The following is a 17,993-nucleotide window of genomic DNA, read 5'->3' as shown; positions in this document are numbered from 1 at the left end:
GAGGAGACCAAGATATGTGGTATTTCGCATGGATCCTCGGGCTTCCACTGGCCGCGCTGATTGCGGTGGCCAATGCGATGTGGCTCGAGATGCAGAACGATCGCAAAATCGCGGGTGAGACCGAGACCGACTGATTTGGTCTTCCGCGTGTGACAAAACGAAGGCCGCTCCAAACCGGGGCGGCCTTTGCGATTCTCGTTGTAGCGCGACGTTACGGCAGGCGATCCGGCACGATAGCGCAAACAGTCGTCAAGACGTGACGTCCCACGCCCAAAAGTGACGTTTTACCCCTGTCCCTTGGGCGCTTGCTCTTGTAACAAAATTACCGAACGAACCTGTCCGCCCGCAACAGGCGGACCCAGATTAGGGAGACACGCCGATGAAGGTGCTGGTACCGGTAAAGCGCGTGATCGACTATAACGTGAAAGCCCGTGTTAAAGCGGATGGCAGCGGTGTCGATCTAGCCAATGTCAAAATGTCGATGAACCCTTTTGACGAGATCGCCGTCGAAGAGGCGATCCGGCTGAAAGAAAAGGGCGCCGTCGAAGAGATCGTCGTGGTCTCGATCGGCGTCAAACAGGCACAGGAAACGCTGCGCACGGCGCTGGCGATGGGCGCGGATCGCGCGGTCCTTGTCGTGGCTGCTGATGATGTACATCAAGACATCGAGCCGCTGGCTGTCGCCAAGATCCTCGCCAAAGTAGTTGAGGAAGAGGCCCCCAAAATGGTGATCCTTGGCAAGCAGGCGATCGACAATGACATGAACGCCACCGGCCAGATGCTGGCGGCGCTGCTGGGATGGGGTCAGGCGACCTTTGCCTCCGAAGTCGTGGTCGAAGGCGAGACGGCAAAAGTCACCCGCGAGGTTGACGGCGGTTTGCAGACCATCGAGGTCAAACTACCCACAATCGTGACCACCGACCTGCGCCTAAACGAGCCGCGTTATGCCTCTCTGCCCAACATCATGAAGGCCAAGAAAAAGCCGCTCGAGGAAAAAACCGCTGCCGATTACGGCGTCGATGTCACCCCGCGTCTTGAAGTGGTTTCCACCAAAGAACCCGAGTCGCGTCAGGCTGGCGAAATGGTGCCCGATGTCGATACGCTTGTGGCGAAACTCAAAGAGAAGGGGGTCGTGTGATGGCCGTTCTACTGCTGGGTGAAGTGAATAATGGTGAACTGTCGGTTGATGCGACAGCAAAGGCCGTGACGGCGGCGAAATCGTTAGGCGATGTGACCGTGCTGTGTGCGGGTGCCTCGGCTGCGGCTGCGGGTGAAGCTGCGGCCAAGATCGACGGCGTCGCGAAGGTGCTGGTCGCTGAGGATCCCTCACTGGGCCACCGTCTGGCGGAACCGACCGCCGCGCTGATCGTCGGGCTTGCGGGCGACTATTCGCATATCGTGGCCCCGGCTACGACCGACGCAAAAAACGTGATGCCGCGCGTGGCAGCCCTGCTGGATGTCATGATCCTTTCGGATGTCTCGGGCGTTGTCGATGCCGACACGTTTGAGCGCCCGATCTATGCTGGCAACGCGATCCAGACCGTGAAGTCCAAGGACGCGACCAAGGTCATCACCTTCCGCACCTCAACGTTCGATGCCGCCGGTGCGGGCGGCTCTGCCCCGGTCGAGACCGTGGGCGCGGCCGCCGATCCGGCGCTGAGTGCTTGGGTCGAAGACAAGGTTGCTGAAAGTGATCGCCCCGAATTGACCTCGGCCAAAACCGTTGTGTCTGGCGGTCGTGGCGTTGGCTCGGAAGAGGACTTCAAGATCATCGCAGCGCTGGCAGATAAGCTGGGCGCGGCTGTTGGTGCCTCGCGCGCGGCAGTTGATTCCGGCTTTGCCCCCAATGACTGGCAGGTCGGGCAAACCGGTAAAGTCGTGGCCCCCGATCTGTATATCGCGGTCGGCATTTCCGGCGCGATTCAACACTTGGCCGGGATGAAGGATTCGAAAGTGATCGTTGCGATCAACAAGGATGAAGAAGCCCCGATCTTCCAAGTCGCCGATTTCGGCCTTGTCGCCGATCTGTTCGACGCCGTGCCCGAGCTGACTGAAAAACTGTAAGCACACAGGGGCACCGCACCCCGAACGAGAATGTAAAAAGGGGCTGGGAGATTTCCCGGTCCCTTTTTCGCGGGTCACAGCAAGCCACGCACCTCAGGCTCTAGCGCCTCGGCGATCTCGGCATGTACCATCGGGCCGGGTAGCATCTGCGCTGCTGGTTCTTCCATTGAGGCGAAATGCATACCTGACGTGCCCCCGCTACGCGCCATGACCGAGGGATTGACCCGCACCACTTTCGTTGCGAATGGACGCAACTCATCAACCATCGCCGCTGACACCAATAGCGGTTCGGCGCCCAGAGGGTCTTGCTGACCGGGCGCGCGATAATCCCCCAGCCAAAGCAAAACTTTGTCGCCCTCAAGACATTCCAGAAGCGCGCGCATGCGCTGCACCCACGCGATGCGCAGCTCGTCAATCAGCGCCTCGAACTTGTCGGGCGCGCGCGTCTTGAGAGCAATCAGCATGTGGCGCGTAAAATTGAACTCGGTGAAATCGACGCCTCGAAAGATCGACCGCATCAGACTGGATGCGCGCAAAAAGCGATCATTGCGACGCGGATGGACTGCGTAAAAGCGGTTCGACATGTTTTGTGCACCCATCAACTGCACCACGTTCAGACGCGCAGAACGCGACGCCTCAACGATCTGGGGTTCGTTGACGAAGACGTCCGTCCCCGCATTCATATAGCCGAAATTCACCACCGGCAGCCCGAGCCGCTCTTCAAGAAGCGTAGGCCAGGGGTCGGTCACGAATTTCCCATAGGTTTCCGTGCCACCCAAAGCCGCAATATACTCGCCCGCAAGCGAGCGGCACGGCCCCCGAAACAACAGTTTGGATTTCGCATAGCGACACGGAAAATAGTCAAGGGCGCCATTGCCCGAATATTCAAAAGCCATTTTTCCCACCTCAGTTGAATTCGACTCACCCAAAGTCAATTTGGCGTGAAAGACTTTCCAAACGGTTATTGAGAAAATGCGATCTATATCGCCGCGCCTCTTGCACGGGGGCGCTGGCTGCGTATGGTCAAGGCGGTTTCTAGAAAGGGCAAAACATGACGATCGAAACAGTCGGCATCGTGGGAGCAGGACAGATGGGCAACGGGATTGCCCATGTTTTCGCACTGGCAGGCTACGAGGTGCTGCTCAACGATATCAGCGCCGAAGCGTTGGAAAAGGCGCTGGCAACGGTTGGCAAGAACCTGGATCGTCAGGTTTCGCGCGAGAAAATCAGCCAAACTGAGCGCGATGCGGCGATGGCGCGGATCAAGACCACGACGACCCTGACCGATCTTGGCCCGACCGATCTGGTAATCGAGGCCGCGACCGAACGCGAGACCGTCAAACAGGCGATTTTCGAAGACCTTTTGCCACATCTGAAGCCCACGACAATCTTGACGTCGAACACCTCGTCGATCTCGATCACGCGGCTTGCCTCGCGCACCGACCGGCCCGAAAAATTCATGGGCTTCCACTTTATGAACCCGGTTCCTGTGATGCAGCTTGTTGAGCTGATCCGCGGCATCGCGACCGATAAAGAGACCTATGACACCCTGCTGTCCGTCGTCGAGAAGCTGGGAAAAACTGCCGCTTCCGCCGAAGATTTTCCCGCCTTCATCGTGAACCGTATCTTGATGCCGATGATCAACGAGGCGGTCTATGTGCTGTATGAAGGTGTGGGCAATGTCCGCTCGATTGATCTGTCGCTGAAACTTGGCGCGAACCATCCAATGGGACCGTTGGAATTGGCCGACTTCATAGGACTTGATACCTGTCTGGCCATCATGAACGTGCTACATGACGGGCTGGCTGACACCAAATATCGCCCCTGCCCCCTTCTGACAAAATATGTCGAGGCCGGTTGGCTTGGCCGTAAAACCGGGCGCGGATTTTACGACTATCGCGGCGACACGCCGGTGCCCACGCGCTGACCTTGGCGTCGAGGCGCGTCTCCTTCGTCTTCGGACGGCGAAGATTGCGTTGCTAAGGGGGGGGGGCGCTGCCACCTCCGCCGAACCGTTCAGAGCTTCAGCGTCTCCTCACGCAGATCGGCAAGGAATTTGCGGGGGTTTTTTAAGGCCTCAGCCATCTCTTCTGCCGTTTTCGCCGGGCCGATTGCTGGGTGCTGCGGCTTGTTCAGCGCGCGTTTGATCTCATACAGCAACAGCCCTTGTCGCACCGTCGCACTTAGCTTGTTGGCGACCTGATAGGCGCGCGAGTTCTTGCCCGGGAAATGGATCGGCACGACCGAGGCCCCCGAGCGCGCAAGCATTTTCGCGGTAAACGGGTTCCACTCTTGCTCGATCACCGGGCCAAATAGCGTCTCAGAGTGCGCGACCTGTCCGGCGGGAAACAAGACAATAACACCGCCGCGTTTTAGCTGCGCCATACATGCCGCGCGCATTTTCAAGCTATCTTCGCGGGCGTTTTCCTCATGCGGGAAGGGCACGGGCAGCATGTATTGTTCAATTTCCGGGATGCCAGTCAAAAGCGAGCGCGTCAGGATCAGATAATCGTCACGCACCTGCCCGATCAGATAGGCAAGCACCATCCCGTCAACCAAACCGTGAGGGTGGTTGGCGACCACGACAAGCGGGCCTTCTTTGGGGATATTGGCGATCTGCTCGGGCGGAGTCGTGACATCAACGCCCATAATATCAAGAGCTTGCGGCCAGAAATCACGCCCCGTTGGTGCGCCGCGCTTTTCAAATTTGCGGATCAGATACAGCAAATGAGTCTTTGCCGTCAGCCATTCCAGAATACGGATGGCTCCTACTTTGAAAGGATTGGTAAACGTTCCCGCATAGGACAGCCGACGCTTGTCGTAGATCTTGGAGTGCGCTTGATCTGTCGCGATTTCGACCTGCTCATCCACCATATGGACCTCTCGGTTCCGAGCGGGTTACATGCCTTCGCCGAACTTGTCCTCGACCAGCGCTTGCAGCGCATTGGCGAGCTTATCGGCCTCCGCCCCGCGTGTCGTGACCTCAATACTGGTTCCGCGAGAGGCTGCCAACATCAAAAGCCCCATGATCGAGTCGCCCGAAACGCTTTGCCCGTCTTTGTTGACTAACGCCGAGGCGTCATGTGCCTCAACCACCTCAACAAAACGGGCCGATGCGCGGGCATGCAGCCCCTTTTCATTCACAATCGCAAGACTTCGGGTCACGGACATTTGGCAGGCGCCTCACGGAATTTGTAGCTGTTTATGTACTTACGACCTGAGTCCAATGCGGCCTCAACAGCGGCATGCACGTTCAGACTGCGCGACTTCGCCAGTTTAATCAAAAGTGGAAGATTGGCGCCGTAAATGATCTCGCGCCCCTTCTGTTCGCACGCCATCAGCGAAAGGTTTGATGGCGATCCACCAAACATATCGGTCACGACGACAACCCCCTCGCCCAAATCGACGGCATCGGCGGCGGCGCGGATTTCGGCCTGCTTCCGGGCACGGTCGTGGTCGTCTTCGATGGTGATCGCGCGGATGCCGTTTTGCGGCCCCACGACATGTTCGACCGCTGCAAGATATTCCCGCGCTAGTCCTCCATGTGCCACGATCACGATCCCGATCACGCGCGCTCTCCTGTCTTCGAATGAGCCCCATCGGGCGCTTTGCGTTCCAGCTCTCTGTGACGTTTAGACACTTGCCAACCCGCTTCCGCAAGCGCTTTGGCAACGCTTTGTGTCATCGCGACGGACCGATGCTGCCCCCCTGTGCAGCCGAACCCGACTGACAGGTGCGCTTTACCTTCCTCAACATAGGCGGGGAGAAGAAACAATAGCAAATCCATTACCTTAGAGTGAAACTCCTGGTAGCGAGGATCAGCTTCCACATAGGCAGCAACTGCCGGGTCGCGCCCATCAAGCGGGCGTAGCGCAGCCTCCCAATGCGGGTTTGCCAGAAAGCGGCAGTCGAACATCAAATCCAGCCCGCGCGGCACACCACGCTTGTAGCTGAATGAATGCACCGACACGGCCAGCTTCTCGATCTTTCCGGTGTCAAAAAACCGACCCAATTCTGCACGCAGATCATGCGGGCTCATCTCGGAGCTGTCGATCAAAACATCGGCACGCACCTTGATCGGGGCGAGGATATCGATCTCTTGCGCGATCCCAGATTCCGGCGGTTCGTCAGGCGACAGAGGGTGGCGACGGCGGGTCTCGGAGTAGCGCCGCTCCAACACATCGGGGCGTGCATCGAGATACAGCAACTCAAGGTTCAGATCGGGTTCACGCGTTAACGCGTCAATCATCTCGATCAGCGCGGCAACCGAAAAATCGCGCCCGCGCACATCAACGCCCAGCGCGACCGGCGGCCCGATATGCCCCAAAAGAAGCCGCGGGATAAGACTGAGAGGCAGGTTGATAATCGGCTCATAGCCCAGATCCTCGAGCGCGCCGATTGCCGTGGTGCGCCCAGCGCCAGACGGACCGGTTACCAGCACGACGCGCTGGCCAGCCTGCTGTGTCGCCGGATCTGATCGCGTCACGCCCATCGACCGCCTTTCAGCCATTGAAGAATTGCTACGTCAAGATGGCTATGTTGCACGCGCAGCACAAGAGGGAGTTCGACCCCAAGCACCCTGTCTTTTCGTTGTTGCGGGAGACGTTGGGTCTCAATCTCATCGAGGTTGACGCATAAGACGATGCGCGCACGCTTTAGCGGCTTGGCGTGTAGCAGCCCCACCTCACGCGCCTCAATCCGGCCCGCGATCTGGGGCGGTGCGCTGGCGATCAACTGTCCGGCCTCAACACTCAGATCGACGCGATCATCTGCAACCAGTTGCGCGCCATAGGCCATCAGGCGAAGAGCAAGCAATGATTTCCCCGCCCCGGAAGCGCCCCGGATCAGAACGCCGCGCTCGGGGCCCAGCGCGACGGCGCTGGCATGTATGTTACTGTGTGGGGACGGCTGCGCACCCACCGCTAGGTCAGACCGGAAGGCCGACGACGAAACGCGCCCCCAGCGGGTCGGAGGTCAAATCAGCATCCGTCGGCCGAATGTTTTCAGCCCAAATAACACCGCCATGCGCCTCAACGATTTGTTTGGAAATCGCCAGACCCAGACCGGAGTGATCACCAAACTGCCCCACCGGACGTTCCGAATAAAAGCGTTTGAACACTTTAGTCAGCGCCTCTTGCGGGATGCCGGGGCCGGTATCCTCAACGACGACCAGCACGCGATTGTCGCGGCGTCGCGCCCAAACACGCACCGCATCGCCATCTTCGCAGAACGACGTCGCATTGGTGATAAGGTTGACAAAAACCTGCGCCAGGCGTGCCTCAAGCCCGGAAATCTCAATCGGGTGCGCGGGCAAGTCTATGATGAAATCGACACCCTTCTTGCGCGCCTCTTGGCCTAGATATTCCGCAAGGTTGCTGACCATTTTCACCAGATCGAACTGCTCTTCTTCCTCTTTCACCAGCTCGCTATCAAGGCGTGAGGCGTTAGAAATATCGCTGACCAAGCGGTCTAGACGGCGCACGTCATGATCAATCACATCCAGCAGTTTCGTGCGCTGCTCTTCCTTTTTGACCATCCGCAAAGACGCCACCGCAGAGCGCAAACTTGCCAGCGGGTTCTTGATTTCATGGCTCACATCGGCGGCAAACTGTTCATTCGCGTCGATTCGGTCGTAAAGCGCGGCGACCATGCCACGCATCGCGCCAGACAGCCGCCCGATCTCATCCGGGCGCCCGGTCAAATCCGGGATACGCACCCGTGCGGGTGACATCTTGCGCGCGTTCTTTTCGCGCCCGATTTCAGCGGCCGCAGCCAAATCGGAAATCGGGTTGGCAATTGTCGACGCCAGAACAAGGCTAAGCCCGATCGACACGATAATCGCGATCACGAACATCTGGATCACTTGCTCACGCTCGACGCTCACAAGAGAGTCGATTTGCCCAGCGATTGAGGTCAAGCCCACAACTCCAACCACACGGTCCCCTTGCCGAATCGGGGTTGCGACGGCAAAAATCGTCGCGCCCGCCGCGTTCTTCTGCGACAATATTTGGGTCCGGCCGGTCAAAGCTGCGGGCAAGATCTGACGCACCATCTCAAGCGCGGAATCTCCGGTGTCTTCGCCTGGCCGCGAGATCATACGCGAAATGCCCGCCCATATCCGGCCTAAGAAATCGGTCAAAATCGTCGTGCGCCGGTCCATTTGCAGACCTTCGACATGCTCGACAGGGGCACGATCCCCGGTGGTCGTCGTGCCAATCAGCGCCTCGCCGGGATCAAACAGGTAAAGATCGGCCCCTTCGGGTAGCTCGATCCCCGCAATTGTCGCTGCCGGATCAATGCCATCACCCGCGGCCAGATTGACCGGAGCGCCCTTGGGAAGCTGAGCTTCGAACACATCGGCCGCGAGCTGCGCCTCATTCACGAGGCCGCTTTCGCGCTGCATCACCAGCGTATCGCGGAACGGGTTGAGATACAGCACACCAACCACCAGAACGATCATCGCGAGCAGGTTGAACGTGATGATCTTGCGCGCCAGCGGCGAGCGGTTCAGCGCGATAAAGCCACGCCGCGCGCGCCCTTTGCGCAAATCCCCGTCAACGGCACCTGCCGGGCCGATCCAGTCCTCGCCAAGGATGACATCTCCGCCCGAAGCGCGAGCCTTGGTGCTGCGTGACCGTCCCAACCCTATTCTCCCCGCGATACTCATGCTGATATCACATCACTCTTCATTGTAGCGGTAGCCGATACCATAGAGCGTCTCGATCGCCGAAAACTCATCATCAGCGGTGCGCATCTTTTTGCGCAAGCGCTTGATATGACTGTCGATAGTGCGATCATCGACGTAGACCTGATCGTCATAGGCGACATCCATCAACTGATCGCGCGATTTCACGAAACCGGGCCGTTGCGCCAGCGCCTGAAGCAGCAAGAATTCGGTCACGGTCAGCGTGACATCATTGCCTTTCCAAGTCACAGCATGACGCAGCGGGTCCATTTCCAGCGCGCCGCGTACCATGACCTTGGTCTCTTCGGTCGTAGCGACCTCGCCGGTGCTGATCGCATCCTGACGGCGCAATAGCGCGCGGATCCGTTCGACCAGAAGGCGCTGTGAGAACGGTTTCTTGACGTAATCATCCGCGCCCATGCGCAGACCGAGAACCTCATCGATCTCATCATCTTTGGAAGTCAGAAAAATGATCGGCATCGCGGTTTTCTGGCGCAGCTTTTGCAGCAGCTCCATTCCGTCCATCCGCGGCATCTTGATATCCAACACGGCCATATCCGGAAGGCGTTTGTTGAACGCATCGAATGCGGCCTGACCGTCGTTATAAGTTTCGACCTCATATCCCTCGGCCTCAAGTGTCATCGACACCGAAGTCAGAATGTTGCGATCATCGTCGACGAGAGCGATCTTTGGCATGCCCGTATCCCTCATTGCTGCTCTTTATGTTTGTTATTGACCACATCATCTGCATTTGGTCGGCGCAAATCAACCAAGATGTGCGAATCACACCCGTTTCCCGAATCATCTGAGCCGAAAAAACCGAAGGTTTGACTAATTTGCCTCACCTATGGGCAAGTTTTCGCGATGGTGGCGCTAAACCCGAAGATGGTTGCGCTAACTGTGGCAATGCTTCCTGTTCCATCTTGAAATAGTCATGCTATAGGCGACCCATTCGAGTAACATTCTTACTTGGATCGGCACCCTGAGGCCACGGGATGCCGGGAGGAACCCAATGAACGCCGTATGACGGCATGGGGAGCGAAAGATGGACATCGGACGAGTGAACCCAGCGAAACGCCTTGAGGACCAAGGAATCGAAGGTCTGGGAAATGTCTATTACAACCTGCTGGAACCAGCCCTGATCGAAGAAGCGATCAAGCGCAGTGAGGGCACGTTGGGCAAAGGCGGCGCATTTTACTGCACCACCGGCGTTCATTCCGGGCGCTCGCCCAAAGACAAATTCGTCGTGCGCACGCCGAACGTGGAAGACACGATCTGGTGGGACAATAACAAACCGATGGAACCCGAGGCGTTTGATCGCCTGCATGCCGACATGCTGACCCACCTAAAGGGTCGCGACATGTTCGTTGAGGATCTTTACGGCGGCGCCGACCCCGAGCATCGCCTTGATGTGCGTCTCGTCGCGGAACTCGCTTGGCACGGGTTGTTCATGCGCACCATGCTGCGCCGCCCCGAGCGCGCCGAGTTGGACAGCTTCAGCCCGGAATGGACGATCATCAACTGCCCCAGCTTCAAGGCCGACCCCGAACGCCACGGTTGCCGCTCGGAAACTGTGATTGCGCTGAACTTCGACAAAAAGGTGATCCTGATCGGCAATACGGCCTACGCAGGTGAGAATAAAAAGGGCGTCTTCACGCTGCTCAACTACATTCTACCCGGCAAGGGCATCATGGCGATGCATTGCTCGGCCAACCACGCCATTGACGACCCCGATGATGCAGCGGTGTTCTTTGGCCTGTCCGGCACCGGCAAAACCACCCTGTCGGCTGATCCCTCACGTATCCTGATTGGCGATGACGAACATGGCTGGTCGGAAAAAGGCATCTTCAACTTTGAAGGTGGTTGCTACGCCAAGACGATCAATTTGAGCAAAGAAGCCGAGCCGGAAATCTACGCGACCTGCTCGATGTTCGGCACCGTGGTTGAAAACATGGTGTTTGACCCCGAAACGCTAGAGCTGGACTTCGAGGATAACTCGCTGACCGACAACATGCGTTGCGCTTACCCGCTGCACTACATCTCAAACGCGTCTCCGACCTCCTTGGGTGGGCAACCGAAAAACGTCATCATGCTGACCTGTGACGCCTATGGCGTGTTGCCTCCGATCGCGCGTCTGACGCCTGCGCAGGCGATGTATCACTTCCTGTCGGGCTTCACCTCGAAGACGCCGGGCACCGAGGTAGGCGTGACCGAGCCGTTGCCGACCTTCTCGACCTGCTTTGGTGCGCCCTTCATGCCGCGCCGCCCCGAGGTCTACGGCAAGCTGTTGCAAGAAAAGATCCACGACACGAATGCGTCGTGCTGGCTGGTCAACACCGGCTGGACCGGTGGCGCATTTGGCACTGGCTCGCGGATGCCGATCCGTGCGACCCGCGCCTTGCTGACGGCGGCGCTGGACGGATCGCTGCATGACGTCGAGTTCCGCAAGGACCCGAATTTTGGCTTCGAAGTGCCCGTGTCGGTGCATGGCGTTTCCGATGTGCTGCTTGATCCGCGCCGCACTTGGAGCGATGGCGCGGCCTATGACGCGCAGGCTGCCAAGCTGGTGCAGATGTTTGCCGATAACTTCGCGCAATATGTGCCCTATATCGACGACGACGTGAAAGCCGCCGCAATCGGTTAAAACCGACACGCGCGCAAAAAGAAAACTCCGTGCACGGCGCACAGAGCCGTTGCGCACGGTAGGACATGGGTGGCGATTATTATCGCCACCCATGCTATTTTAGCGGTTATCCTCATCAGTGCCTGATGTCGGCTATGAGCCCGAATTGCAGAATGCTGCGATAATGCCTGCCCAATAGAGAGTTGTCATTTGGGGCGGCCACCCATCGCTCTGGCGCGAAAAGCGGCCGGAGACCTCTTTGGAGACATAAAACGCACCGTGCCTGCCGTAAGGTATTCGCTCCGGCAAACAGAACAATTCAGTCGCCTGGCACAGGACATTCAGCTTCAAAAGTATAGAGGCCGTCGGAGCCGACAAGCAGCAGCGCTGCGCGATCAGGGAGCGGGGCAACGGCATCCTTCATCACCGATTGTGAAATAATTGGTTCGAAATGCTCAAAATCAGTCGAAACATGCACGGTATCGCTACCGGTCGTGACAATGACAAAAAGTCCTGCTGTCTGCAGATAGTTTACCATGACTTTATGCGTATAGGGTTCCTCGTTTGGGAAGGGAATAGGCCGCCAGTCAAAGACGTTGTAATGGACCCGCCAGATATTGATCAGCGCGATTAGAACCCGAGGATGATGAAGCGCGCCTGTCGAGCGAACCATTTTTAGCCAAGTATCTGAACCCGAAGAGCGTTTCTGGGTACGATCTGGATGAGGTTCCGTCGTACGGTGTAGCAATGCCAGAGGTCTCGGGCTTTTGGGCGGGCAGAGCAGGTTGGTCGCGCTGCGCGGCAGGCAGGCTGACAGTGTGTCTTCACAAGCTTTGGCATCGACTATCTCTATGCGCCCCGTGATCTGCCGCCCGGGGCCAATCCTTTCGGCGCTTAAGACAGCGGATCACCAAGCCCATGCAGAGCTTTAAGGCAATGCGTTCGGCAGCCGTCACTCACGTCAGGATCGAAGTTTTGCATTTGATCCACTTGGTCCACCCTACACCCTTACGAGTTGACGTCAGGCCGGCATCCAGTCAACGAAGGGCGGTCTTTCTGCACATCGACCAGGTCATCAGTCACATCTAGGCAGTAGACCAGATCGCGCATCCGTTCGGCGACTTCACGGAAATAGCCGGGCCGCGTGGCAGGGTCTTTCGGAAAATAGAGCCGCGCCTTGAGGCGGATGCCATCGTCTGGCGGATAGGTCGCGTAAACGATACAGAGCCTCATCTTTTCGCGCAGGTTATCGACGCTGCAAGTAACGTCGAATCCGGCGTCGGGCGATTGGGGAATATAGTGCAGCCTGTTGGGGAGTCTTGTCGGATCAGCGACCGAGACAGGAGAGCCAAAGATAAGGTAGCCCGGCAGGTCGTAGCGCGGGTCAAGTCTATCGCGGCGGAGGGGTGCGTAATACATATTGATTGCCTCCGCATTCTTCGACGCCGGACGCAAAGCAAGCTCGACATGGATGACCGTATCCTTGAGCACTGGGTCTGCTTCTATGATCTTTTCGATCCAATGAACCCGCCGCGGCGCGAAGAAAGGCGGGTCTACGCTCATAGTCTTGGGCACTTTGCCGAGCCAAAAGGTTCGCGTCGAAAGCTCTACCGTCTGCGGGGGTTGCGCGATCACCGGGAAGCCGGTCAGAACCCCACATGACACGATCATAGTGAATCGACCAAGCATGCGCACCGCGCCAACAAATTGCTTCGCGACTATTCGACGACGCTGATTGGCACCACGAGCTAAAAACGCATGCTTCCCGACATTCGGAGGAATGCTGTAATGGCCGCAGTCAGCATCCCCGCAGCAGTTCAAGCTTGTATCTCCCGGCACTGCGGGGAATATCTGTGCAAGTGTTAGATTTTTTAGGATCTTCAAAGGGTTTGGTCCTTTTGTACACTGGGTCAAGAACTTGCACTGCCTCCGATATTGACCGTTTTCACTGAACAGGAAATCAAAAGGCAAAATGGCCCTTTCGCGCGGAAAACACGAGTTTCCACGATAGTATCCTCTAAATCGGAATAATCAGCCAGAAATATGGCCGAAAAACGAAAACCTGCCGACCCGAAGGCCGACAGGTTGGGTAGGCTATATCCTACAATTCGGAATGCCTAAGCTGCGCGCCTCGGCCTTCTCTTACTTCAAATCAAGGGAGCCCGTTTAGTCGACTTTGACGCCGACACGTTTGGCTTGAAAGATCTTGATTTCGGTGCCGGGCTTGACTGCTGTGGCCAGCACCTGACGACCCTCGATCTCGCCGCCGCAACGCTTGCTTTCAAACGCGCCAACGCCCCCGTCGGAATAAATCACCAGCTTGGACGCGGGCAAGAAGCTTTCGATGGATTCAAAGCTGGGTGCGGGCGCACCGCAATCGCCGCCAATATAGCTGGCGAGGACTTTGCTTTCCCCGAGTTTGAGTTTTTCTACGCTGCCTGCCTGAGCAATGGCGGGCGTTACAAACAATGACAGGGCACAGACACCCCAAGAGATGGCGCGTTTCATGGTCTCTCCAAAAATATCGCTGCTCCCTGTTGCGGGATGTGACGCGCCTACGCGTTTATGTCCAGTTCATGCCGTTATGCAGAAAAAGCATATCTCCAAAATATGAATGGGGTGTTGGAGCGCTTGCCCTGAGCATCGTTGTGTTCGCTGCGCACTTCCCTAATGCTTTGATCCGCCTACATTGACCCCACAATGGAGCGAGATCTGATTCATCTGGTCCTTTGGGCCTTGCTTGCGGGAGTGATCACCTTGATCGCGCTCACGCTGGTTGTTGCGCGGCTGTCGCATCGCCGTCCGCGTGGCCCTTTCGCATCGGGCCAGACCCTGATCGCACCCGAAAGCGGCGTGATTGCGCAGGCGTTGCGCGCCCGTTTGGCTGACGCCCCCAAGGATAAATCTGCGGTGCAACTGCTGGCTGATCCGGTGGATGCGTTTGCGGCACGACTGGAACTGATCGCCGCCGCCGAGGTCTCGCTCGATCTGCAATATTACATCTGGCAAAATGATACGGCGGGCGCGTTGATGCTGCGGGCGGTGCGCGAGGCTGCGGCGCGGGGCGTGCGCGTGCGGCTGTTGATTGATGATAATGGCACCGCTGGAATGGACCGGATTCTGGCCGCGCTTGACCAGATGCCCGAAATTGAGGTGCGGCTGTTCAACCCCTTCCCGATCCGGCGCGCGCGCGTGCTAGGCTATCTGTCGGATTTTCGCCGCCTCAATCGACGGATGCACAACAAGGCGATGGTTGCGGATGGCCGTATCGCGATTTTAGGTGGGCGCAATATCGGAGATGACTATTTCGACCCGAATTCGGAAAGCGGTCTGTTTATGGACATGGATGTGGCGGTATCAGGCCCCATCGTGCCAACAGTCTGCGAACAATTCGATCTGTATTGGAATGCGATTCCCGCAATTCCTGCGAGGCTGATGCTTGGCATCTGTCCCGAAGCGGAGGCCGCAGCACTATTGCAAAAGGCAGAGTTGCGCCTCTCCGCGTCCGAAGCCAGAACCTATCGCGACACCCTGCAAGCTTCAGAGCGCAGTTTTGCAATCCTTGGCGCGGATGCGAAGGTGATTCTTGCCGAGGCGCAACTAATCTACGACCCCCCCGCCAAAATCCGCGGCATGATACGCGGGCGCAAATTGCTGTGGCAATGCCTGATCGGCGCACTGGGTCAGCCTAGTCAGGAATTGTTGCTGATCACGCCCTACCTAGTGCCAACGCGCACAGGTGTGCGACTCTTGCGCCGGATCGCGCGCACGGGGGTGACGATCAAAGTGCTCACGAATTCCTACGCCACCACCGACGTGCCGATTGTGCATTCGGGCTATGCGCATCGCCGCCGCGCGATGCTGCGCGCAGGTCTTGAACTGTATGAATATGCCCCCGACGCCGAGGCTGAACATGCGCGCGGGATGCGACCGGGCCAGTTCATGGGCAGCGCGATCAAGGGCACCTCGCCGTTTTCACGCAACAAGCTGCATGCCAAGGTCTTTGCCGTGGATCGCGCACGGGTGTTCATCGGCTCGTTCAACCTTGATCCGCGCTCGATGCGGCTCAACACCGAACTGGGCGTGGTGATTTCTGCGCCCGAAATTGCCGAGCGGATTTCCGACAGTTTTGCGCAGTTCATCCCTGAGCGGGCATGGCAGGTACGGCTAAGCCGGGCACAACGGCTGCGCTGGTCGCGCCCCGGTCAGCCTGAGTTGAAACGCGAGCCCGGCGTGCCTAGGACGCATCGCGTGTTTCTGGCGATTGCCCAGCGCCTGCCAATCGAGTGGATGCTGTAGCGCTCAGGGTTTGCGCGTGCGTTTGACCTTGCGCGCAATCGCACGTTTCTTCGACGCCCCGCGCGCAACCTTGCGCGGCGGGTGCGTGCCCGGTCGGCGGCCCTTGCGCTTGCCCGAAGGCATGTCCTGCCCCTCGATCTCCAGCAGCTCCAGCATCAGCCCACCGGTGATCGGCACGGCCTCGGCCAAGCGCACCAGAACGCGCAATCCCGGCTTGATCGTCAGCCCGGTTTCCGCACCCACCAATTCCTGTGCGTCGCGGTCGTAATGGAAGAACTCGCGCCCGATTTCGCGGATCGGGATCAGCCCGTCAGCCCCCGTCTCATCGAGCCGCACGAAAGCGCCGAATTTCTGCACGCCCGCGATCCGGCCGGTGAATTCGCCGCCCACGCGTTCACTTAGATACGCGGCGAGATAGCGATCCGTGGTGTCACGTTCCGCCGCCATCGAGCGCCGCTCGGTATCGGAAATCTGCTTGGCGGTCTCTTCGAGATGCTCGATATCCCACGCGCTCAACCCGTCCTTGCCCCAGCCATGCCCCGAGATCAGCGCGCGGTGCACGATCAGGTCGGAATAGCGCCGGATCGGCGAGGTGAAATGCGCGTAAGAGCGCAGCGCAAGGCCGAAATGCCCGTAATTCTGCGGATGATAATAGGCCTGCGTCATCGAGCGCAGCGTGGTCATGTTGAGCAGCTCGTCGAACTCGCTGCCCTCGGACTGGCTGAGCAGATTGTTGAGATGCGAGGTCTTAAGCACCTGCCCCTTGGCCAAGGTGAACCCCGAGGCTTGTGCCACTTCGCGCAGCGCCTCGATCTTTTCGAGGCTGGGTTCTTCGTGCACGCGATAGAGCAACGGGCGCTTGAGCCGTTCGAGTTCCTCGGCGGCGGCGACATTGGCCAGCACCATGAATTCCTCGATCAGCTTATGCGCATCAAGGCGCTCCTTGAACTGGATCGAGGCAACCTTGCCATCCTCGCCGATCACGATCTGACGCTCGGGCAATTCCAGTTCCAGCGGCTGACGTTGCGCGCGCGCGTGTAGCAGGGATTGATAGCAGGCGTAGATCGGCGCGATCACATCCTCGACCAGATCCTCGGTCTTCTCATCCGGGGTCCCGTCTTGCGCGGCCTGCACCTGCGCATATTCCAGCGAGGCCACAGACCGGATCATGCCGCGCGTGAAACGGTGGCTGATCTTGCGCCCGAAGGAGTCGATCTTCATCCGCACCGCCAGAACCGCACGATCCACATTCTCATGCAGCGAACACAGATCGCCCGACAGGCGGTCTGGCAGCATCGGCACCACGCGGTCGGGGAAATAGCTGGAATTGCCCCGCTTGCGCGCCTCACGATCCAGCTCTGATCCCGGCGTGACGTAATGGGCCACATCCGCAATCGCGACCCACAGCACATGCCCGCCCGCATTCTTGGGATCATCATCGGGGACCACCAGACAGGCATCGTCACGGTCGCGCGCATCCGCCGGGTCGATGGTGATAAATGGCAGCTCGGTCAGATCCTCGCGCCCGTCCAGCGTTGCGGGTTTGGCCGCATCGGCCTCGGCCACGACGGCGTCGGGGAAATCATCGGGGATGCCGTGCTGATGGATCGCGATCAACGAGACCGCACGCGGCGCGCCCGGATCGCCCAGCACCTCGATCACGCGCGCCTTGGGCAGCCCCATGCGCCCGCGCGGGCCAGTTTGTTCGGCCTCGACCAGCTCGCCATCCTTGGCCCCCAGCGTCGCCGAGGCAGGCACCTGCCATTCATTGGCCAGCCCCTTGTCGATGGGCATGATCCGCCCACCCTCGGTCGATTTGCGAAACACCCCGAGGATACGATGGGCCGCCTCGCCGATCTTGCGAATGAGACGCGCTTGATAGCCATAGCTTTCGCCCTCAACGGGGGTCAGCCGGCCGAGGATGCGATCACCTTGCGCAAGGGCGGGTTCTCCGGGCTTAGGCACGAACAGCACTACGGGGGCAGGCCCCTCGCCCGACCATTCCGCAGGCTCGGCCCATTGATCGCCCGAGGCATCCTCGCGCAGTATCCGCAAAACGGTGACCGGCGGCAGGCTGTCCGGGTCACGGAACTTGCGGCTGCGCTTTTCAATCAGCCCTTCGGCCTGCATTTCACGCAAGATCCGCTTGAGCTCAATCTTGGCCTGTCCCGTCACGCCAAAGGCGCGCGCGATGTCACGCTTGCCGCTTTGGCCGGGATTATCATTAAGCCAATCGAGAATCTCTTGGCGCGAAGGGATGGGGGTGGATTTGCTCATGACTCTGCCTAGCATGGGGCGTTCGGGGCGTCACGCGGGGAAAAT

The 17,993-nt window shown here is 58.7% G+C and carries 18 protein-coding genes; 6 read left to right on the top strand and 12 right to left on the bottom strand.

Going from position 1 to position 17,993, the window contains the following annotated elements; genetic code table 11:
• The first annotated feature begins 14 nt into the window (after window positions 1–14).
• The 3 genes from cydX to ACN0SD_RS02865 all read left to right on the top strand — a co-directional run bounded on the left by cydX (window position 15) and on the right by ACN0SD_RS02865 (window position 2,064).
• Window positions 15–134: a cytochrome bd-I oxidase subunit CydX gene (cydX, locus tag ACN0SD_RS02875; RefSeq protein WP_051697377.1), complete on the top strand. Its 120-nt coding sequence runs from the start codon at window positions 15–17 to the stop codon at window positions 132–134.
• 245 nt (window positions 135–379) lie between these two features.
• Window positions 380–1,138, top strand: coding sequence for an electron transfer flavoprotein subunit beta/FixA family protein (locus ACN0SD_RS02870; protein ID WP_417806700.1), 759 nt, complete (start codon window positions 380–382; stop codon window positions 1,136–1,138).
• Window positions 1,138–2,064: an electron transfer flavoprotein subunit alpha/FixB family protein gene (locus tag ACN0SD_RS02865; RefSeq protein ID WP_417806699.1), complete on the top strand. Its 927-nt coding sequence runs from the start codon at window positions 1,138–1,140 to the stop codon at window positions 2,062–2,064. Before ACN0SD_RS02870 ends, ACN0SD_RS02865 begins: the two co-directional genes overlap by 1 nt.
• A gap of 74 nt (window positions 2,065–2,138) precedes the next feature.
• Here the strand turns inward: ACN0SD_RS02865 and ACN0SD_RS02860 are convergent, their stop codons facing one another.
• Complete coding sequence (locus ACN0SD_RS02860) at window positions 2,139–2,960, bottom strand: DUF6473 family protein (protein WP_417806698.1); 822 nt, start codon at window positions 2,958–2,960, stop codon at window positions 2,139–2,141.
• 155 nt (window positions 2,961–3,115) lie between these two features.
• On the opposite strand from ACN0SD_RS02860, the gene ACN0SD_RS02855 reads away from it, so the two are divergent.
• On the top strand, window positions 3,116–3,991 hold the full coding sequence (locus ACN0SD_RS02855) for a 3-hydroxybutyryl-CoA dehydrogenase (RefSeq protein WP_417806697.1): 876 nt from the start codon (window positions 3,116–3,118) through the stop codon (window positions 3,989–3,991).
• A gap of 89 nt (window positions 3,992–4,080) precedes the next feature.
• Here the strand turns inward: ACN0SD_RS02855 and ACN0SD_RS02850 are convergent, their stop codons facing one another.
• From ACN0SD_RS02850 to ACN0SD_RS02820, 7 genes are read right to left on the bottom strand one after another with little or no spacing between them, the layout of a single operon-like run.
• Window positions 4,081–4,938: a lysophospholipid acyltransferase family protein gene (locus tag ACN0SD_RS02850; RefSeq protein ID WP_417806696.1), complete on the bottom strand. Its 858-nt coding sequence runs from the start codon at window positions 4,936–4,938 to the stop codon at window positions 4,081–4,083.
• A 24-nt stretch (window positions 4,939–4,962) separates the two neighbouring features.
• Window positions 4,963–5,235: an HPr family phosphocarrier protein gene (locus tag ACN0SD_RS02845; RefSeq protein WP_417806695.1), complete on the bottom strand. Its 273-nt coding sequence runs from the start codon at window positions 5,233–5,235 to the stop codon at window positions 4,963–4,965.
• On the bottom strand, window positions 5,226–5,633 hold the full coding sequence (locus tag ACN0SD_RS02840; RefSeq protein ID WP_417806694.1) for a PTS sugar transporter subunit IIA: 408 nt from the start codon (window positions 5,631–5,633) through the stop codon (window positions 5,226–5,228). Before ACN0SD_RS02840 ends, ACN0SD_RS02845 begins: the two co-directional genes overlap by 10 nt.
• Complete coding sequence (gene rapZ / locus ACN0SD_RS02835) at window positions 5,630–6,556, bottom strand: RNase adapter RapZ (protein ID WP_417806762.1); 927 nt, start codon at window positions 6,554–6,556, stop codon at window positions 5,630–5,632. Before rapZ ends, ACN0SD_RS02840 begins: the two co-directional genes overlap by 4 nt.
• Entirely contained in the window at window positions 6,547–6,984 is a 438-nt protein-coding gene (locus tag ACN0SD_RS02830; protein ID WP_417806693.1) for an HPr kinase/phosphorylase, read from the bottom strand. The genes rapZ and ACN0SD_RS02830 overlap by 10 nt, the downstream gene beginning before the upstream one ends.
• Before the next feature lie 7 nt (window positions 6,985–6,991).
• Window positions 6,992–8,731 (bottom strand): sensor N-terminal transmembrane domain-containing protein, encoded by a 1,740-nt coding sequence (locus ACN0SD_RS02825; RefSeq protein WP_417806692.1) that lies wholly within the window; start codon window positions 8,729–8,731, stop codon window positions 6,992–6,994.
• A 12-nt stretch (window positions 8,732–8,743) separates the two neighbouring features.
• Window positions 8,744–9,445, bottom strand: coding sequence for a response regulator transcription factor (locus ACN0SD_RS02820; protein ID WP_417806691.1), 702 nt, complete (start codon window positions 9,443–9,445; stop codon window positions 8,744–8,746).
• A gap of 349 nt (window positions 9,446–9,794) precedes the next feature.
• Here ACN0SD_RS02820 and ACN0SD_RS02815 point away from each other — a divergent pair, with 349 nt between their 5' ends.
• The gene (locus ACN0SD_RS02815; RefSeq protein WP_417806690.1) at window positions 9,795–11,393 is read left to right on the top strand and encodes a phosphoenolpyruvate carboxykinase; all 1,599 of its coding nucleotides are present in this window, start codon (window positions 9,795–9,797) and stop codon (window positions 11,391–11,393) included.
• Window positions 11,394–11,691: 298 nt separating this feature from the next.
• Here the strand turns inward: ACN0SD_RS02815 and ACN0SD_RS02810 are convergent, their stop codons facing one another.
• The 3 genes from ACN0SD_RS02810 to ACN0SD_RS02800 all read right to left on the bottom strand — a co-directional run bounded on the left by ACN0SD_RS02810 (window position 11,692) and on the right by ACN0SD_RS02800 (window position 13,880).
• Window positions 11,692–12,045, bottom strand: coding sequence for a hypothetical protein (locus ACN0SD_RS02810; RefSeq protein ID WP_417806689.1), 354 nt, complete (start codon window positions 12,043–12,045; stop codon window positions 11,692–11,694).
• Window positions 12,046–12,380: 335 nt separating this feature from the next.
• Window positions 12,381–13,256, bottom strand: coding sequence for a hypothetical protein (locus tag ACN0SD_RS02805; protein WP_417806688.1), 876 nt, complete (start codon window positions 13,254–13,256; stop codon window positions 12,381–12,383).
• 282 nt (window positions 13,257–13,538) lie between these two features.
• On the bottom strand, window positions 13,539–13,880 hold the full coding sequence (locus ACN0SD_RS02800; RefSeq protein ID WP_417806687.1) for a hypothetical protein: 342 nt from the start codon (window positions 13,878–13,880) through the stop codon (window positions 13,539–13,541).
• 192 nt (window positions 13,881–14,072) lie between these two features.
• On the opposite strand from ACN0SD_RS02800, the gene ACN0SD_RS02795 reads away from it, so the two are divergent.
• A complete protein-coding gene (locus ACN0SD_RS02795) occupies window positions 14,073–15,671 on the top strand; it encodes a phospholipase D-like domain-containing protein (protein WP_417806686.1) in 1,599 nt (532 codons plus the stop codon).
• Between the two features lie 3 nt (window positions 15,672–15,674).
• On the opposite strand, the gene rnr is transcribed toward ACN0SD_RS02795, so the two are convergent.
• Window positions 15,675–17,948, bottom strand: a complete 2,274-nt coding sequence (gene rnr / locus ACN0SD_RS02790; RefSeq protein WP_417806685.1) for a ribonuclease R — start codon at window positions 17,946–17,948, stop codon at window positions 15,675–15,677.
• Window positions 17,949–17,993 lie beyond the last annotated feature (45 nt).

This window comes from Thioclava sp., from assembly GCF_048263065.1.
Taxonomy (GTDB): Bacteria; Pseudomonadota; Alphaproteobacteria; order Rhodobacterales; family Rhodobacteraceae; genus Thioclava.
This window is presented reverse-complemented; position numbering and strand designations above follow the sequence as displayed.

Coding starts and splice junctions, on each gene's coding strand:
- cydX (WP_051697377.1), top strand. CDS start 15: ATGTGGTATTTCGCATGGATCCTCGGGCTTCCACTGGCCGCGCTGATT.
- ACN0SD_RS02815 (WP_417806690.1), top strand. CDS start 9,795: ATGGACATCGGACGAGTGAACCCAGCGAAACGCCTTGAGGACCAAGGA.
- rapZ (WP_417806762.1), bottom strand. CDS start 6,556: ATGGGCGTGACGCGATCAGATCCGGCGACACAGCAGGCTGGCCAGCGC.
- ACN0SD_RS02850 (WP_417806696.1), bottom strand. CDS start 4,938: ATGGTGGATGAGCAGGTCGAAATCGCGACAGATCAAGCGCACTCCAAG.
- ACN0SD_RS02855 (WP_417806697.1), top strand. CDS start 3,116: ATGACGATCGAAACAGTCGGCATCGTGGGAGCAGGACAGATGGGCAAC.
- ACN0SD_RS02795 (WP_417806686.1), top strand. CDS start 14,073: ATGGAGCGAGATCTGATTCATCTGGTCCTTTGGGCCTTGCTTGCGGGA.
- ACN0SD_RS02870 (WP_417806700.1), top strand. CDS start 380: ATGAAGGTGCTGGTACCGGTAAAGCGCGTGATCGACTATAACGTGAAA.
- ACN0SD_RS02800 (WP_417806687.1), bottom strand. CDS start 13,880: ATGAAACGCGCCATCTCTTGGGGTGTCTGTGCCCTGTCATTGTTTGTA.
- ACN0SD_RS02865 (WP_417806699.1), top strand. CDS start 1,138: ATGGCCGTTCTACTGCTGGGTGAAGTGAATAATGGTGAACTGTCGGTT.
- ACN0SD_RS02860 (WP_417806698.1), bottom strand. CDS start 2,960: ATGGCTTTTGAATATTCGGGCAATGGCGCCCTTGACTATTTTCCGTGT.
- ACN0SD_RS02845 (WP_417806695.1), bottom strand. CDS start 5,235: ATGTCCGTGACCCGAAGTCTTGCGATTGTGAATGAAAAGGGGCTGCAT.
- ACN0SD_RS02810 (WP_417806689.1), bottom strand. CDS start 12,045: ATGGTTCGCTCGACAGGCGCGCTTCATCATCCTCGGGTTCTAATCGCG.
- rnr (WP_417806685.1), bottom strand. CDS start 17,948: ATGAGCAAATCCACCCCCATCCCTTCGCGCCAAGAGATTCTCGATTGG.
- ACN0SD_RS02820 (WP_417806691.1), bottom strand. CDS start 9,445: ATGCCAAAGATCGCTCTCGTCGACGATGATCGCAACATTCTGACTTCG.
- ACN0SD_RS02825 (WP_417806692.1), bottom strand. CDS start 8,731: ATGAGTATCGCGGGGAGAATAGGGTTGGGACGGTCACGCAGCACCAAG.